This is a genomic window from Mesorhizobium sp. WSM4871 (assembly GCF_055811295.1).
Map to the genome: position 1 here is coordinate 40,799 of NZ_JBVVPU010000018.1, position 16,086 is coordinate 56,884.

The following is a 16,086-nucleotide window of genomic DNA, read 5'->3' on the forward strand; positions in this document are numbered from 1 at the left end:
TTTTCGCACTCCCATGAAACGTTGAGCGTCAGTCATTGCCATACCGGCGCTCGCACCCTTGAGCGGGCCGGCGGCCAAGGCGGTCGATATCCCGATCCGCCATGAAATCCTCAAAAGGAAATCCAGAGCCTGCCCCAAGTGGCAGGACGATTTCGTTTGACTCCGATGATTATTGTATCCAATATCCTGTAAAGCAAGGTTGTCGAAACTGCCATCAAAAAAGGGGAACTCATCATGACGCGCAAAGCAGGAGACAATGCCAATTCAAGCTTGTTAACATCGGCGATCAGCAGGCGGGCCGCTCTCGCCGGAATGGCCGGCCTGGGAGCCGGGGCGTTCCTGTTAAGACTGTCCTCGCTGCCGGCGCAGGCGGCTGCCGGGGGCGAACTCCAGGTCATGGCCTGGGAAGGCTACGACCTGACCAGCGAGCTTGCAGACTGGCGCAAGACGAATGGCGTGACGGTGGAGGCCACGTCGATCGCCAATCAGGATGACGTGCAGGCAAAGTTCGTCGCCGGCAACCCGCCGCCCATCGATCTGGCCGAATACAACCAGGCCTATGCGGATCTCTACATAAGGGAAATGAAGATCGTAACTCCGATCGATGTCTCGAAAGTGCCGAACTACAGCGCCGACAATCTCTTCAGCCAGTTCTACGACCAGCCGACCTGGTTCGCCGACGGGCAGCATTGGGGATCGCCCTATATCTGGGGCTTCAACACCATCCTGTTCAACGCCGACAAGCTGGCCAAACCGGCATCCTACGCCGACCTGCTCGATCCTTCGCTGAAGGGCAAGATCGCCATCATGGACGACACGGTGAGCTCCTGGCCGGTCGCCGCGCGTGTCGCCGGCCTTGGCGAGAAATATCCGCTGCTGACCAAGGACGAACTTGGCAAGGCTTTCGCGGAATTCTCCAAATACCGCGATCAGGCCCGCGTCATCGCCCTCAACCAGGGCGAGCTTGTCAACCTCATGGTTTCCGGCGAGGTCGTTGCGGCACTTTGCGCCGATCCCTCGATCATCACGCAGACCGACCAGCAGAACATGAAGATCGAGATGGCCATGCCGAAGGAAGGCCCGGTCCTGTGGGTGGATGCCTGGTTCATCCCGATTTCGGCTGACAATATCGAGGCCGCTCATGCCTTCATCAACCAGTCGCTCGATCCCGCGGTGCAGGCCAAGGTCGCCATGGCCGTGGTTCAGGCGCCGGTCTCTAAAAAGGCAGTCGCCCTGCTCGATGAGAAGTCGCGCAACAGGATCGACTACAAAGCCATCGACAGCATCTTCGCCGCCGGCCTGCCCGGCATTCCGCCGCGGGCATCCGACACCCATGCCACCTATGACGACTGGATCGCGGCGTGGCAGGAATTCAAGGCAGGGATGTAGACTTCCCTCGTTGCAACAGGCTGAATTGAGAATTGGCTATCGGCGTCCTTGCCGATAGCGCGTTTGTCCGTGGGAATGTTCATGAAGGCACCGCGCTCTAGCATGGGCGGCTTGCTGGCCGCGCCGGCCGTTCTGTACATGGTCGTGTTTTTCGTCGTGCCGAGCCTGATCCTGTTCGTCTACAGTTTCTGGACGGCGGCCTCGTACAGGATCGTGCCGGACTTCGTGTTTTCGAACTATCTGAATTCGCTGATGTCGCCACTGTTCTGGACGGTGACGATCAACGCCATCCTGATCGGGCTGGTCACGGCATCGGTCACGCTGTTGCTGGCGATTCCCGTGGGCTACTACCTCGTCTATGTCAGCCGCTCGCAGGTCATCCTCTATCTTATCCTGATCACCTGGTTCTCCAGCTACCTTGTCCGCATCTATGCCTGGCGCACCTTGCTTGGCACCAGCGGCGTCCTCAACACCATTCTGATCCAGGCCGGCATCGTCGACACGCCGGTCGGCGTATTCCTGTTCAGCCGCTTTGCGGTCGCCATCACGCTGATCCACATCTACCTGCCGTTCTGCATCCTTCTGGTGGTGTCCTCGCTCAGCGAGATCAAGAAGGATCTTGTTGATGCCGCGCGCGATCTTGGCGCCTCTCCGCTCGGCGCCTTCTTCCGCGTCATCGCGCCCAACGCCGCCAACGGCCTGATCGGCGCGTTCATGCTGACCTTCGTCATGGTTGCGGGCGACTATGTCACGCCGCAGATGCTGGGCGGCTCGTCGGGCCAGACGACGGGACTGCTGATCGCCGATCAGTTCCGCAAGACCGGCAACTGGCCGCTGGGTGCCGCCCAGGCCTTCCTGATGTTCCTGGTGTCGATCGTCATCTACCTCTCGGTGATGGGGCTTGGGCGCGCAACCGGCCTGGTCGTGAAGCGCAGGCCGGCAAGAAAAGCGGGGGGCTGACGCGATGCTGCTCAAACTGGTGGTCTGGTCGATCCTGGCGTTCCTGTTGATGCCGCTGGTGATCATCGTTCTGTTCTCTTTCCACGCGAGCCCTTCGCTGTCGTTTCCTTTTGCCGGCTTCAGCCTGCGCTGGTACGCCGAGGTGCTCGGCAATGCCCAGCTCGGTTCGGCCCTGGTCAAGAGCCTTACCGTCGCCGGCTTCACCGCCTTGATCACGCTGATCCTCGGGACTGCCGCCTCGCTTGCCTGGCTTCGCCTGGGGCATCGCGGCCGCGTCCTGCTGGAGGTGCTGTGCCTGACGCCGATCGCACTACCCGGCCTCTTCGTCGGCGTCTCGCTTCTGGTGCTGTTCGCGCAGGCCCGCGTCCAGCTCTCGACGGTCACCATCGTCATCTCGCATGTGGTGCTGGCCTTGCCCATCCTGATCGTGGCGATGCGCGCCAGGCTTGCTCTGTTCGATCCATCGCTGGAGGAGGCATCGCGCGACCTCGGCGCCAGTCAGATGCAGACCTTCGGCAAGGTGACGCTGCCGCTGATCGCACCGACATTGATCGCCTCGGCCATATTGGCGTTTGCCGTATCTTTCGACGAATTCGTCGTGACCTCCTTCGTCGCCGGCACCGAGACGACATTGCCCATGTATATCTGGTCGATGATGCGCCGCACCGTGACCCCGCTCATCAACGCCATCTCCACTCTCGCTCTGGTGTTCTCCATCGTCATCCTCTTCGCTGCCTGGCTCATCGGCCATCTGCGCAGAAGATCGGCCGTCGCCAGCCGCATCGTGTCATAAGGATCGACAGGCATGACAATCCGCCCGCCCGTGATCGAGATCACCGCGGCCCAGAAGATGTTCGGCTCCTTCCAGGCGTTGAGCGACATAGACCTGTCTATCGAACAGGGCGAGATCGTAACCTTGCTCGGACCCAGCGGTTGCGGCAAGACAACCCTGATGCGGCTCATAGCCGGTTTCGAGGCGGTGACCGCCGGTTCCATCAAGATCGATGGCCGGGATTGTGCCGGCCAACCTCCCGAGCGGCGGCCGGTAAACATGGTCTTCCAGCGCTACGCGCTTTTCCCGCATCTCGACGTGTTCGAGAATGTCGCCTTCGGCCTCAAGGTCAAGGGCACGCCCAAGGCGGAAATTCGCGAGCGCGTCCAGCGCATGCTGCACATCGTTCAGCTCGACAGCTTCGCCAACCGCTATATCAACGAGTTGAGCGGTGGCCAGAGCCAGCGCGTGGCGCTCGCCCGGGCGCTGGTCAATGGTCCGAAAGTCCTGCTGCTCGACGAGCCGCTTGCCGCGCTCGATCTGAAGATCCGCCAGCACATGCTGGTCGAGATGAAGCGCATTCATGCCGAGACCGGCGCTACCTTCGTCTACGTCACGCACGACCAGGACGAGGCGATGATCCTCTCGGATCGCGTCGTCCTCATGGAGAAAGGGCGCATCATGCAAATCGACCGGCCCGAAACCATGTACGCGGCGCCGAAATCGCTGTTCGCCGCCAAATTCCTTGGCGAGACCAATCTGTTCGAGGCGGCAATGGCAGGCGACGATGCCTCCGGTATGACGGCCGTCACCGGATCGGGTCTACGCTTTCACAGCTCCATCGTTCCAGCCGGAGAATTGCCCGGCAAGGTGATCGTCTCGATTCGACCGGAATCCTTCCGCTTCAACCGGGACAATGACACCACGCAATCGGCGATCGGGCAGGTCGAGGATGTCATCTTCATAGGCAGCAGGTCGTTCTACACCATCCGTCTCGCCGACGGTGTCCGCGTTCGTGTCCAGGTTCAGCGCAGCACGCGCACGAGCCTGCCGAAACCGGGTGAGAATACGGAAATTTTCTGGGACTCCGACAACGTCGTCATCCTTCCGCAATCCTGAACGACCTTTCGCCCGTCAGCCCTCCAGGCAAATGGCGACGCCAAGCCCGCCGCCGATGCAGAGTGAAGCGAGGCCGCGCTTTGCACCGCGCTTGCGCATTTCATGCAGCAGCGTCACGACGATGCGGCAGCCGGAGCCGGCCAGCGGGTGGCCGAGCGCGATCGCGCCGCCATTGACGTTGATCAGGCCGCTGTCCCAGCCCATCTCGCGATCGACCGCGATGGCCTGCGCGGCAAAGGCCTCGTTGATTTCAAGCAGATCGAGGTCCGATGCCGTCCAGCCGGCCTTGTCCAGCGCCTTGCGCGAGGCCGCCACCGGCCCCAGCCCCATCTCCATCGGCTCGACGCCGGCCGAGGCATAGGCGGCAATACGCGCCAGCGGCGTCAGGCCGAGCTCGTTCATGCGCTTTTCCGAGACCACCATCACCGCCGCGGCGCCATCGTTGAGCCCGGACGAATTGCCCGCCGTGATCGTGCCGTCAGTATCGAAGACCGGCCGCAAACGCGACAGTGTCTCCAGCGTCGAGGCCGGATTGGGATGCTCGTCGGTTGCGACGACAAAGTCCTCGCGCTTCAGCTTGATAGTGACCGGCACGACCTCGCCGGCGAAGCGCCCGGCGGCGATCGCTTTGGCCGCTTTTTCCTGCGACGCCAGCGCGAAGCGGTCCTGCTCATCGCGTGTGACCTGATAGCGCCGCGCCAGGCCTTCCGCCGTCACCCCCATATGCACCTGGTTGGGTGCATCCCACAGGCCGTCGACGATCATCGAATCCTTGATCTCGTGGTCGCCCATCCTGACGCCGCGGCGCGCGCCGTAGATCAGATGCGGCGCCTCCGTCATCGAGTCCTGGCCGCCGGCAATGACGATGTCGGCATCGCCGCAGCGTATCGCCTGCGCGGCGAGATGGATCGACTTCTGGCCGGCGCCGCAGACCTTGTTGACGGTCATCGCCGGCACACCGACCGGAATGCCGGCCTTCAGCGCCGCCTGCCGGGCAGGGTTTTGTCCCGCGCCTCCGGTCAGCACCTGGCCCATGATGACTTCGCCGATCGCGTCGCCTTCGATGCCGGTCTCTTGCAGCAGCGAGCCAATCACCGCGGCGCCGAGGTCGGCGGCAGCGATGCCGGCGAAGGCGCCGTTGAGCTTGCCGATCGGCGTGCGTCTGGCGGCGACAATGAATACATTCTGCATGCGCTTCCGGCTCCCTTGCCAAGACGAACTAGCCCATCCGGGCTTCTTGACATTCTGGTTATAACCAATATTCTAGCTGGTGTCGGGCGTACAGCCAAGAGCGAAAACGCCAAACGAATTTCCGGGAGGACCAGGATGACATCCAGCGTGCTTTGGACGCCGGCCTCGGCCGCGTTCAAAAACTGTGGCCTTGCGCGTTTCGCTGCTGAAAACGGCTTCGATCCGCACGACTACGAGACGCTGCATCGCTGGTCGATTGGCGAGAAGGGCGCCTTCTGGCGCGCCGTCTGGGAGTTCGCCGGTGTCATCGGCGATCCGGGCGCGACTGCGTTCCGCGCCGATCCGTCCGCGCCGATGACCGGCAGCGCCTTCTTTCCCGAGGCCAGCCTCAACCTTGCCGAGAATCTGCTGCGCGGCGACGACGACGCACTTGCCATCGTAGAGGCCGACGAAACCGGACATTTCCGCAACTACAGCCGCGGCAAATTGCGGACCATGGTCGCCCGCACCGCGCATGGCCTGAAGGCTGCCGGCGTCGGGCGCGGCGACCGGGTCGGCGGCATCCTGCCGAACCGCGTCGAGGCGCTGGCGGCGCTGCTCGCCACACTGTCCATCGGCGCGGTATGGTCATCCTGCTCGCCGGATTTCGGCGTCTCGGCCATCCTCGACCGGCTCGGCCAGATCGAGCCGAAGGTGCTGTTCGCCACGCCGCGCTACCGCTATGGCGGCAAGGATCACGATATTGCCGGCCGGCTTGGCGAGATCGCCGCCGGCATGCCTGGCCTGACGACGCTGGTGATCTGCGGCGACCAAGCCACAGTGCAGGCTCCGGCCGGCGTTTCCTGCATCGGCTTCGAGGCCTTTGGCAGGGAAGGGGACCTCGCCTTCGAACGCGTGCCGTTCTCGCACCCGGCCTATGTCCTCTACACCTCAGGTACTACGGGCGCCCCCAAGGCCATCGTGCATTCCACCGGCGGCGTCCTGCTCCAGCACGTCAAGGAACATCTGCTGCATGGCGACGTCAGGCCGGGCGACGTCATGAGCTGGTACACCAATACCGCCTGGATGATGTATCATTGGCTGATCTCCGGCCTCGCCTGCAATGCAGCCGTCGTTCTCTATGACGGCGCGCCGATCCTCAAGGCGTCAAATGGACTCGACCCGAGCCCGCTCTGGCGTGTCGCCGAACGGGCTGGCGTCACCCATTTCGGTATCAGCCCGAAATATCTGGCGACGCTCGCCGACGAGCACTATGCGCCGGGCACCAGGCACGATCTGTCGGCATTGCGTTCGCTGCTGTCGGCCGGCGCGCCGGTTTCATCAGGCCAGTTCGACTGGGTCTACGAGAACGTCAAGCGCGATATGATCTTCGCCTCGATCTCCGGCGGCACCGAGATCATCGGCTGCTTCCTGTTGGGCTCGCCGCTGCATCCGGTGCGCCGGGGCCATCTGACGGTCAAAGGGCTCGGACTGGCGGTCGCGGTGATGGACGAGCGCAACGCGCCTGTTATCGCCACCCAGGGCGACCTCGTCTGCACCGAGCCGTTCCCCTCGATGCCGCTGACTTTCTGGGGCGAGGGCGGCGACGAGCGCTACCACGCCACCTATTTTGCCGCGCGCCGCGAAATCTGGACGCATGGCGACATCGCCGAGATGACGGTGCATGGTTCGGCCATCGTCCACGGCCGCTCCGACACCACGCTCAAACCCGGCGGTGTCAGGATAGGCACCGCCGAGATCTACGCGGCCTGCGAGAAATTTCCGGAGATCGAGGACTGCCTGGTGTTCGGCGCGCCGATCACCGGCGACGAGGAAATCCTGCTCTGCCTGAAGCTGAAAGAGGGCGGCACACTCACCGCGGATCTCGCCCGGCGCATCCGCAAGCATATCCGCGAGCAGGTATCGCCCCGCCATGTCCCGCATCGCATCCATGCCGTCTCGGCCATACCCTACACACTGAACGGCAAGCGGGTGGAGGGCGCCGCCCGCACGGTCATCGAGGGCAAGGCGGTGAAGAACCTGGGATCGCTGGCCAACCCGGAGGCGCTTGACGAATACCGGCTGCTCGACCGGAGCCAGGCGGCATGAGCGCGGCACGATCACGTGGCGCCATTGCCGGCATCGGCGAGTTGAAACCAACGCGGCGCACCGAAGGACGCACGACGCTGGAGATGATCGCCGAAGTGTCGCGGCTGGCAGTCTTCGATGCCGGGCTCGAACCTGGCCATATCGACGGGCTGCTGGTCGGACCGCAGGTCGGCGAGACGCCGCAGCATGTGCCGGCGACGGTTGCCGAATATCTCGGCCTCAACCCCGACATGGCCAATGTCGTCGATCTCGGCGGCGCCTCCGGCGCCGGCATGGTCTGGCGGGCGGCGGCGGCGATCGAGGCGGGCATGTGCGAAGCGGTGCTGTGCGTGCTGGCCAACACCCGCGAGGAGGTGCCGGCCCGTTCGCCCAACCGCAACCCGATCCGTGAATTCGACGTGCCGTTCGGCGCGTCGGGCGCCAACATTTCCTATGCGCTGCTGATGCAGGCGCATATGGCCGAGCATGGCTCGACGGCGCGGGATTTCGCCGCGATCGCCGCCTGGGCGCGCCGCAACGCGCAGCTCAATCCCGATGCAATTTTCTACGGCAAGCCGGCTGATGTCGATGATGTGCTGGCCTCGCCCATGGTCGCCTCGCCCTTGCATCTCCTGGAAATCGTCATGCCGGTCGCCGGCGGCGAGGCAGTCGTCGTCGTCTCGGCCAAGCGCGCGCGGCAATTGGCAAAGCCTGCCGTGCATCTTCTGGGCGCCGGCGAGAAGGTGACGCACCGCGCCGTTTCGCAGGCGCCGAGCCTGACCTCCGGCCCGCTCAAGCCGGCCATGGCACGCGCCTTCGCGCAGTCGGGCACGCGTGCCGACCAGATGAGCCTTTTGTCGCTCTATGATTGCTACACGATCATGGTGGCGGCGACGATCGAGGATGCCGGCCTCTGCGCTCCAGGACAGTTCGGCCGCTGGGTGAGTGACCACGATCTCGGTCCCACCGGCGATGGGCCGCTGAATACGCATGGCGGCCAGCTCGGCTTCGGCCAGCCCGACCTTGCCGGCGGCATGACCCATGTCGTGGAGGCGGTGCGGCAACTGCGCGGCGAGGCGACCGGCCGGCAGATCGCCGATGCGAGGCTGGCTCTCGTCACCGGCAATGGCGCGACGATGAGCGAGGCAACCGCGCTGGTGCTGGGAGCGGATCAATGAGCGCCGATCTCGATCTCTTGAAGACGCCGGGACCGACGATCACCGCGCTGACGGCGCCGTTCTGGCAGGCGGCGGCCGAGGGGCGGCTGGTGATCCAGTCCTGCGAGGCCTGCGGCAAGGCGGTGTTCTATCCCAGGCCGATCTGCCCGCATTGCTGGAGCGACCGCCTCGCCTGGCGCGAGGCTTCCGGCCGTGGTCGCCTGAAATCCTTCTCGGCCGTCCACAAGCCCGGCCATCCCGGCTGGCTGCCGGCGGCTCCCTATGTCGTCGGCCTGGTCGAGCTTGAGGAAGGCCCGACCATGTTGAGCTTCATCGTGGCCGACGAAGCCGCCTGCGCCGTCGGGCAGCCGCTTGTGCTCGTGCCGACTCGGATCGGCGGCCGCCTGTTGCCCGCCTTCAAACCGTCGGCCGGTGCCGGCTCACCAGACAACCCAACCATAGAGGGAACACGCCCATGAGCACAGAGACCAAGGACGGCTGGTTCGGCGTCATCAAGGGGCGGCCGCAAGTCGGCGCCTTCGCCGAGCGTTCGCGGCGCACGCGGCTGGAGGACATCGAGGCGTTTACCGAGATGACCGGCGACCGCAATCCGCTGCACTACGACAAGGCGCTGGCCGAGGCCTCGGTCTTCGGCAAGCTGATCGTCCAGGGCGGCGTCACCTCGGGCATCCTCAATGCGCTGGTGGCGGAAGACCTTCCCGGCCCGGGCACGGTGTTCCTCGAAGTCGGCTGGAAATTCGTCAAGGCTGTCGGCGTTGACGAGATGATAACCGGCCGCGTCGAGATTAAGGAGGTGCGTCCCGACAAGCCGATCTGCAAGATCGAGACCTCGGTGCGCAACGAAGCCGGCGACATCTGCCTGACCGGCACCGCGACGGTGTTCACCGTGCCGCTGGCCAGGGCCTGAGCGACGGGATGGCGCTCTCGCGGGCCATCCCGGGCGCTATGCACGGTGTCGACGATGCGCAGCGCTGGAGCGTCCTTGCCCTGCTTTGCCTCGCCGTGGTGCTGTCGCTGACCACCTGGTTCTCGGCAACCGCGATCACGCCCGAGCTGAAAGCGGCGTGGCACCTGTCCGGCGCCATCGAGGCCTGGTTGACCAATGGCGTGCAGATCGGCTTCGTCGCCGGCGCGCTGGCGTCGAGCCTGGTCAACCTGCCCGACATCGTCAGGCTGAACCGGCTGATGGCGCTCTCCGCCCTGCTTGCCGCAGCCGCCAATGCCTGCCTGCTGCTGCAGCCGGGGCCGGTCGGTCTGGTCGGCGCCCGCATCCTCACCGGTGTCGCGCTTGCCGGCGTCTATCCGCCCGCCCTGAAGCTGGTCTCGACATGGTTCGTGCGGGGCAGGGGGCTGGCGCTCGGCGCCGTGATCGGCGCGTTGACGCTGGGCTCGTCGCTGCCGCATCTGTTCCGAGCGCTGAGCGGTGCGCTCGACTGGCAATTGGTGGTCGTCGCCGCGACCATGGCGACTATCGTCGGCGCTGCTATATTCTGGTTCTTCGCCGGCGAGGGGCCGTATCCCTTCGGCAAGGCGGTCTTTGATCCCCGTCAGATCGGTGGGGTCTTCCGCGACAGGCCGCTGGTCCTCGTCAACATCGGCTATCTCGGCCATATGTGGGAGCTCTACGCCATGTGGGCCTGGCTGCTCGCCTATGCCCGCGCAGCGCTCGAAGCGCAGCAGGTTTCGCCGGCGATGGCGTCGCTGCTGACGTTCTGCGCAATCGCCGCCGGTGTCGGTGGCTGCCTGCTCGGCGGCGTGCTTTCCGACCGTTTCGGCCGTACCTTCACCACATCAGGCCTGATGCTCGTTTCCGGCCTCTGCGCGCTGCTGATCGGGTTTGTCTTCGATGGGCCGCTTTGGCTGTTTGTTCTGGTCGCGATTGTCTGGGGCATGTCGATCATCGGTGATTCGGCGCAGTTTTCGGCGGCGGTGACCGAACTCGGCGACCGGCGTTTTGTCGGTACGGCGCTGTCCGTCCAGCTCGGGCTCGGCTTCGCGCTGACCGTGCTGGTGATCTGGCTGGTTCCGCAGGTCGCTTCGCTGCTCGGCGGCTGGCGCTGGGCGTTCCTGCTGCTGGTGCCGGGACCATTCATTGGTGCGGCGGCCATGCTTGCCCTGCGGCGTCTGCCGGCGGCCGCGAAGATGGCCGGCGGCAAGCGCTAGTGAAACCTCGTTTGGGTATTTTTGGGTCATTTATTGGGTAAAAGGCCGTTTCTTGATCTTTTGGGTATTTTTGGGTATATTTTTGGGTATGGTTCTGAAGGTCAATTCCCTGCAAATTACCCCCGAAATCCTTGCCCTCGTCTCGGAGATTGACGAGTTCAAGGGGGCTTGGCGAGCGCTGGGCACGCTCGCGCCAGAGCGTCTCTCGGCTTTGCGCCGCGTTGCGACCATCGAGAGCATTGGCTCTTCAACCCGTATCGAAGGCAGCAAGCTTACGGACGCAGAAGTCGAGCGGCTGCTTGCTAACCTCGACATCAAATCCTTCGAATCCCGCGACGAGCAGGAAGTCGCGGGATATGCGCAGGTCATGGAAATGATCTTTGCGCATTTCGATGCGATTGATCTGACCGAAAACCACGTCACACAGCTGCACCGTGACCTGCTGGCGTTCAGCAACAAGGATGAGCGTCATCGCGGCGCGTACAAGACACTCGCCAACAACGTCAGTGCGTTCGATTCCGAGGGAAAAGAGATTGGCGTCATCTTCGAAACGGCGACGCCTTTCGATACGCCAAAGCGGATGAAGGAACTTATCGAGTGGACGCGCGGTACGCTCAACGAGCAAAGCCTGCATCCTCTGCTCGTCGTTGCAATCTTCACTGTGGTGTTTCTGGAGATCCACCCGTTTCAGGACGGCAATGGAAGGCTGTCGCGCGTTCTGACGACGCTCCTGCTGATGCGCAGCGGCTACGCGTATGTGCCCTACTCTTCGCTCGAAAGCGTGATCGAGAGCAGCAAGGAGGGCTATTATCTGGCCCTTCGCCAGACCCAGAAAACGATCCGCAGTCCGAAGCCGAATTGGCAGCCCTGGGCTGTGTATTTCCTGCGCGCCCTTCAGCAGCAAAAGCGGCGTCTTGAAAAGAAAATCGAGCGCGAGCGTCTCGTGCTCGGCACGCTGCCAGAACTCTCACTTCAAATCATTGAAGGCATAAAGGAGCGCGGACGCATGACTATAGGCGAGATCGTCAACCTGACAGGTGCAAACCGCAACACCGTCAAAAAACATCTGGCAATGTTGGTTGATGCAAAGCACTTGGCGCAGCATGGAATTGGGAAGGGCACATGGTATGGCAACGGCCAGACCGGCTAGACTGCCGGCTCACAGCGATGGTTCACCGCCGGGCTTGATTTCTCGCGTAAAGATTGAGTGTATCAGGCACGGCGATAATGCCGGTGCCCGGTTTGCCGACCGGGGCCCAGAGCAATTCCAGGAAAAGTGTGACACGGTTTTCCGTCCGGAGCTGCGCAAAAAGAAGAGATAGAGCGGCTCATCGTTTCCGTGAAACGATGAGCCGCTCTAGAGTTCAAGGTGGGTGGATGCTGAAGACCCGGGGAAGACCGCGCTACGACCAGGAAGACGCGGAGGCTGCAGAAGCCTTCCGCGATATCGGTGCGAAGATCCAGCTCAACCGCGACAACGCCGCGCCGCTCTGGGTGCAACTGCGCAACCAGATCGAGGAGGCGATCAACACCGGCGTGCTGGCCGCCAATTCGCGCATTCCGTCCGAACAGGCGCTGTGTGATTTCTTCGGCGTGTCGCGCCCCGTGGTGCGGGCTGCCATCGGTTCGCTGTCCAATGGCGGCCGCGTCATCAAGATGCCGCGCAAGGGCATGTTCGTGGCGGCGCCGCGCGAGCATGTCGACTTCATGACCTCGAACCTCTCAGTGTTCGGGGATTTGACGGCCAAGGGCCATGTCGTTTCGACCCGCACGTTCGAATTCTACCGCTGCCCGCCCAGCGAAAAGGAAAGCAGCGTCTTCGGCATACCCGAGACCGGCAGCGTTGTGCGCATCGGCCGTGTCTACATGACCGACGGCGCGCCGATTACGCTCACCCATATCAGCCTGCCCGGCCATAAGGTGCCGGGGCTGGAGACCGTCGACATCGAGAACCAGTCGGTCTTCCAGACGATCAGGGAGCGCTATGGCCTGACCGTGCTGCGGGCCGAGCGCTGGTTCACTGCCGCAATGCCGACGCTGGAGGAGGCGGAGCGGATGGGCGTGGCGCCGACCACGCCGCTGATCTCGATCGAATCGATCGCCTACGATGCCGATGGCGCCGCGCTCGAATATTACCAGGCGCTCTACAACTCGTCGGTGGCGCGCATCCACATGTCTATCGAGCAGAGCAGCGCGACCAACGCATAGGGATGCCAAGGCAACACATTGCCGATTTGCCCGGCTTGCAGAAATATTATTTCTGGTAATAACCAGATTGACATGAGCGTGGAACAACCTTAGGGTTTGCTCATGCCGTCATCCCCGGGTGATGGAACTCGTCATCCCCGGGTGACGAATTCGTCATCCCCGGGTGACGGGGACCGTCATCCGGCAGGGGTGACGGGAGGAGTTTTCGGAAGATCGGATCTGAGGCGTCGCCCCGATGGCTGGCGACGGGCGCAAAGCTGTTGCCTTGCGCGAGGCGGAGCCGTGTTCCGGCGCGGAGGAAGAGTATGGATTACAGGCGTCAACTGGATCTCGATGGCGAGGTTGCCGTGGTCACCGGCGGCGCGCGCGGCATCGGCTTCGAAGCGGCCAAGGCGCTTGGCTCCTGCGGCGCGCATGTCGTGTTGATCGACCTCGACCAGGGCGGGCTCGACGCGGCGGTTGCAGCGCTTGCGGACGCGGGTGTCACCAGCGTCTCGACAAGGCCGCTCGACGTCACCGATCCGGACGCATTGGAAGCCGCCGCCACCGATCTGGCGGCCGAATTGGGAAAGATCGACATTCTCGTCAACAGCGCCGGCATTGCCCGCCTCAATTCGGCGCTCGACACGCCCGACGAGGAATGGCGGCTGGTCATGGACATCAACGTCAACGGCGTCTACTGGGCCTCGCGCGCCTTCGGCCGCCACATGGTGGCGAAGGGCAAGGGCAGCATCGTCAATCTCGGCTCGATGTCGGGCGTGATCGTCAACCGTCCGCAAAGTGCGGCGTCCTACATGGTCAGCAAGGGCGCGGTCCATATGCTGACCAAGGCGCTCGCCGTCGAATGGGCGCCGATGGGCGTGCGCGTCAACGCGCTCGCCCCCGGCTATGTCGCCACCGACATGACACTGAAAATGCGCGACCGCCCCGAACTCTTCAATGTGTGGATGGACATGACGCCGATGGCGCGCTGCGGCGAGCCACAGGAGATCGCCTCGGCGATCCTGTTCCTGGCGTCGCCAGCCTCGAGCTACGTCACCGGCGCGATCCTGTCGATCGACGGCGGTTATACGGCCTGGTGATGGGTCGGCAAGCAATGGGAAACTACATGTCGGCAGACACCGAAATACGCCAGTCGATCATCGACGCCTGCATCGAGATGAACAGGGTCGGCATCAACCAGGGCACGTCAGGCAACATCAGCGTGCGCCACGGCGAAGGCATGCTGATCACGCCGACCAGCACGCCTTACGCGACGCTGAAGCCGCAGGACATCGTGTTCATGAACTGGGCCGGCGACGTCGAAGGCAGGCTCGACGCTTCAAGCGAGTGGCGCTTCCACCTCGACATCCTCAAGGCGCGGCCGGAGGTCAATGCGATCGTTCACGCCCACCCCAACTATTGCACGACGATCGCGATCATGGGCAGGAAGATCCCGGCGATCCACTACATGATCGCCATTGCCGGCGGCAGCGACATACGCTGCGCCCCTTATGCGACCTTCGGCACGGCCGAGCTTTCGGTCAACGCGGTCGCAGCACTCGAGGGCCGCAAGGCCTGTCTTCTGGAGCATCACGGCATGATTGCCGTCGGCACGTCCCTCGACAACGCCATGTGGCTGGCGGTCGAGGTCGAGACGCTGGCGCGGCAATATCATGGCTGTCTGCAGATAGGCGAGCCGCCTGTGCTCTCGGATGAGGAGATCGAGAACGTGATCGGCAGGATGGCCAGCTACGGCCATCGCGATTCCGATGCCGCATGAGCGTTTCGAACGAATTGCCGGATCGAACCGGTGAGGTCCTTCAGAGCGGGTTCTGAGGGTTATTGAAGGCAAAGTGGAGGAAACCAATGTCCAACAAACAAAGCAGATCACACGGCATTCTCAAGACGGCGGCCATCGCGCTGGCGGCTGCGTGCAGTCTCCAGTTCGTCCTGTCTGCCGCGCAGGCCCAGGAGCTTTCCCTCAAGGGCAAGCGCATCGGCGTTTCCATCGTCGGCACCGATCATTATTGGGATTTGATGGCGTTCCGCGGCATCCAGGACGAGATCAAGGCGCTTGGCGGCGAGGCGATCGCGCTCGACGCCGGCCGCAAGGACCAGCAGCAGATCGCACAGTTGCAGACGCTGATTGCCCAGAAACCCGACGCCATCGTCGAGGTGCTCGGCAATCTTGAAGTGCTTAACCCGTGGCTCGCCAAGATCCGCGAGGCCGACATTCCGCTGTTCACCGTCGATACGGCGACGCCCCATGCGATCAACAACACGACCTCGAACAACTACAATATCGGTGCCGAAATCGCCCTGCAGATGGTCGCCGACATGGGCGGCAAGGGCAACGTTCTCGTCTTCAACGGCTTCTACTCCGTGCCGGTCTGCAAGATCCGCTACGACCAGATGAAATATGTGCTGTCCTCGTTCCCGGACGTGAAGATCGTCGAGCCGGAACTGCGCGACGTCATCCCGAACACAGTCCAGGCGGCCTATTCCAACATCACCGACATGCTGACCAAGTCGCCTGAGAAGGGCTCGCTCAACGCGGTCTGGGCGTGCTGGGACGTGCCGCAGATCGGCGCCACCCAGGCCGCCGAGGCCGCCGGCCGGCAGGAGTTGAAGACCTATGGCATCGACGGCAGCCCGGAAGTCATCAAGATGGTGATGGACGCGAAGTCGCCGGCCGCCGCCGTCGCCGCCCAGCAGCCCTACGAGATCGGCAAGACCTCGGTGCAGAACGTGGCCAAGTTCCTGGCCGGCCAGAAGGTACCGCCGTTCACCTTCGTGCCTGCCGTGCTGATCAACAAGGAGAACGCCGCCGTCACCGGCAAGCCGTTCCTTGATGCTGCCGAGAAGGCTGGCGTGAAATAAGGCCTCCCAAGCCTGATACCGTTCGGGGGGGGCCCCCGGGGGGGGGGGGGGGGCGGCGGGGCGGGCCCCCCCGGGGGGGGGGGGCCCCCCCCCCCCCGCCCACGAAGGCAATCGCACTCAGAACCGTTTTCAACATAGCTGAGCAGCTTATGGCGCCAGTGCGCCTGGCCCCCTAAG

15 protein-coding genes are annotated in these 16,086 nt (G+C 63.6%); 14 read left to right on the forward strand and 1 reads right to left on the reverse strand.

The genetic code is table 11. The features are described from left to right. Window positions 1-234: 234 nt before the first annotated feature. The 4 genes from AC0L2H_RS29200 to AC0L2H_RS29215 all read left to right on the forward strand — a co-directional run bounded on the left by AC0L2H_RS29200 (window position 235) and on the right by AC0L2H_RS29215 (window position 4,240). Window positions 235-1,389, forward strand: coding sequence for an ABC transporter substrate-binding protein (locus tag AC0L2H_RS29200; protein ID WP_473593360.1), 1,155 nt, complete (start codon window positions 235-237; stop codon window positions 1,387-1,389). An 81-nt stretch (window positions 1,390-1,470) separates the two neighbouring features. Next, window positions 1,471-2,349 (forward strand): ABC transporter permease, encoded by an 879-nt coding sequence (locus AC0L2H_RS29205; protein ID WP_473593361.1) that lies wholly within the window; start codon window positions 1,471-1,473, stop codon window positions 2,347-2,349. A gap of 4 nt (window positions 2,350-2,353) precedes the next feature. Further along, window positions 2,354-3,142, forward strand: coding sequence for an ABC transporter permease (locus tag AC0L2H_RS29210; protein ID WP_473593362.1), 789 nt, complete (start codon window positions 2,354-2,356; stop codon window positions 3,140-3,142). 12 nt (window positions 3,143-3,154) lie between these two features. After that, window positions 3,155-4,240 carry an ABC transporter ATP-binding protein gene (locus AC0L2H_RS29215; RefSeq protein ID WP_473593363.1) on the forward strand — a complete coding sequence of 362 codons (1,086 nt, stop codon included), beginning with the start codon at window positions 3,155-3,157 and terminating at the stop codon, window positions 4,238-4,240. Window positions 4,241-4,255: 15 nt separating this feature from the next. Here the strand turns inward: AC0L2H_RS29215 and AC0L2H_RS29220 are convergent, their stop codons facing one another. Beyond that, on the reverse strand, window positions 4,256-5,431 hold the full coding sequence (locus AC0L2H_RS29220) for an acetyl-CoA C-acetyltransferase (protein ID WP_473593364.1): 1,176 nt from the start codon (window positions 5,429-5,431) through the stop codon (window positions 4,256-4,258). 135 nt (window positions 5,432-5,566) lie between these two features. Here AC0L2H_RS29220 and AC0L2H_RS29225 point away from each other — a divergent pair, with 135 nt between their 5' ends. The 10 genes from AC0L2H_RS29225 (at window position 5,567) to AC0L2H_RS29270 (ending at window position 15,909) form a co-directional block, all read left to right on the forward strand. Continuing rightward, a complete protein-coding gene (locus AC0L2H_RS29225) occupies window positions 5,567-7,519 on the forward strand; it encodes an acetoacetate--CoA ligase (protein WP_473593365.1) in 1,953 nt (650 codons plus the stop codon). Then, window positions 7,516-8,676: a thiolase family protein gene (locus AC0L2H_RS29230; RefSeq protein WP_473593366.1), complete on the forward strand. Its 1,161-nt coding sequence runs from the start codon at window positions 7,516-7,518 to the stop codon at window positions 8,674-8,676. The genes AC0L2H_RS29225 and AC0L2H_RS29230 overlap by 4 nt, the downstream gene beginning before the upstream one ends. Continuing rightward, on the forward strand, window positions 8,673-9,134 hold the full coding sequence (locus tag AC0L2H_RS29235) for a Zn-ribbon domain-containing OB-fold protein (protein WP_473593367.1): 462 nt from the start codon (window positions 8,673-8,675) through the stop codon (window positions 9,132-9,134). Before AC0L2H_RS29230 ends, AC0L2H_RS29235 begins: the two co-directional genes overlap by 4 nt. Then, complete coding sequence (locus tag AC0L2H_RS29240; RefSeq protein WP_473593368.1) at window positions 9,131-9,583, forward strand: MaoC family dehydratase; 453 nt, start codon at window positions 9,131-9,133, stop codon at window positions 9,581-9,583. Before AC0L2H_RS29235 ends, AC0L2H_RS29240 begins: the two co-directional genes overlap by 4 nt. Before the next feature lie 8 nt (window positions 9,584-9,591). After that, a complete protein-coding gene (locus AC0L2H_RS29245) occupies window positions 9,592-10,839 on the forward strand; it encodes an MFS transporter (protein WP_473593369.1) in 1,248 nt (415 codons plus the stop codon). Window positions 10,840-10,927: 88 nt separating this feature from the next. Next, a complete protein-coding gene (locus tag AC0L2H_RS29250) occupies window positions 10,928-11,989 on the forward strand; it encodes a Fic family protein (protein ID WP_473593370.1) in 1,062 nt (353 codons plus the stop codon). A gap of 227 nt (window positions 11,990-12,216) precedes the next feature. Beyond that, on the forward strand, window positions 12,217-13,047 hold the full coding sequence (locus AC0L2H_RS29255; protein WP_107648710.1) for a GntR family transcriptional regulator: 831 nt from the start codon (window positions 12,217-12,219) through the stop codon (window positions 13,045-13,047). Between the two features lie 305 nt (window positions 13,048-13,352). Next, the gene (locus tag AC0L2H_RS29260) at window positions 13,353-14,129 is read left to right on the forward strand and encodes an SDR family NAD(P)-dependent oxidoreductase (RefSeq protein WP_473593371.1); all 777 of its coding nucleotides are present in this window, start codon (window positions 13,353-13,355) and stop codon (window positions 14,127-14,129) included. A gap of 26 nt (window positions 14,130-14,155) precedes the next feature. Next, a complete protein-coding gene (locus AC0L2H_RS29265; protein ID WP_473593372.1) occupies window positions 14,156-14,809 on the forward strand; it encodes an L-fuculose-phosphate aldolase in 654 nt (217 codons plus the stop codon). 86 nt (window positions 14,810-14,895) lie between these two features. Next, window positions 14,896-15,909 carry a sugar ABC transporter substrate-binding protein gene (locus AC0L2H_RS29270; protein ID WP_107648712.1) on the forward strand — a complete coding sequence of 338 codons (1,014 nt, stop codon included), beginning with the start codon at window positions 14,896-14,898 and terminating at the stop codon, window positions 15,907-15,909. Window positions 15,910-16,086 lie beyond the last annotated feature (177 nt).

Coding starts and splice junctions, on each gene's coding strand:
- AC0L2H_RS29200 (WP_473593360.1), top strand. CDS start 235: ATGACGCGCAAAGCAGGAGACAATGCCAATTCAAGCTTGTTAACATCG.
- AC0L2H_RS29205 (WP_473593361.1), top strand. CDS start 1,471: ATGAAGGCACCGCGCTCTAGCATGGGCGGCTTGCTGGCCGCGCCGGCC.
- AC0L2H_RS29210 (WP_473593362.1), top strand. CDS start 2,354: ATGCTGCTCAAACTGGTGGTCTGGTCGATCCTGGCGTTCCTGTTGATG.
- AC0L2H_RS29215 (WP_473593363.1), top strand. CDS start 3,155: ATGACAATCCGCCCGCCCGTGATCGAGATCACCGCGGCCCAGAAGATG.
- AC0L2H_RS29220 (WP_473593364.1), bottom strand. CDS start 5,431: ATGCAGAATGTATTCATTGTCGCCGCCAGACGCACGCCGATCGGCAAG.
- AC0L2H_RS29225 (WP_473593365.1), top strand. CDS start 5,567: ATGACATCCAGCGTGCTTTGGACGCCGGCCTCGGCCGCGTTCAAAAAC.
- AC0L2H_RS29230 (WP_473593366.1), top strand. CDS start 7,516: ATGAGCGCGGCACGATCACGTGGCGCCATTGCCGGCATCGGCGAGTTG.
- AC0L2H_RS29235 (WP_473593367.1), top strand. CDS start 8,673: ATGAGCGCCGATCTCGATCTCTTGAAGACGCCGGGACCGACGATCACC.
- AC0L2H_RS29240 (WP_473593368.1), top strand. CDS start 9,131: ATGAGCACAGAGACCAAGGACGGCTGGTTCGGCGTCATCAAGGGGCGG.
- AC0L2H_RS29245 (WP_473593369.1), top strand. CDS start 9,592: ATGGCGCTCTCGCGGGCCATCCCGGGCGCTATGCACGGTGTCGACGAT.
- AC0L2H_RS29250 (WP_473593370.1), top strand. CDS start 10,928: ATGGTTCTGAAGGTCAATTCCCTGCAAATTACCCCCGAAATCCTTGCC.
- AC0L2H_RS29255 (WP_107648710.1), top strand. CDS start 12,217: ATGCTGAAGACCCGGGGAAGACCGCGCTACGACCAGGAAGACGCGGAG.
- AC0L2H_RS29260 (WP_473593371.1), top strand. CDS start 13,353: ATGGATTACAGGCGTCAACTGGATCTCGATGGCGAGGTTGCCGTGGTC.
- AC0L2H_RS29265 (WP_473593372.1), top strand. CDS start 14,156: ATGTCGGCAGACACCGAAATACGCCAGTCGATCATCGACGCCTGCATC.
- AC0L2H_RS29270 (WP_107648712.1), top strand. CDS start 14,896: ATGTCCAACAAACAAAGCAGATCACACGGCATTCTCAAGACGGCGGCC.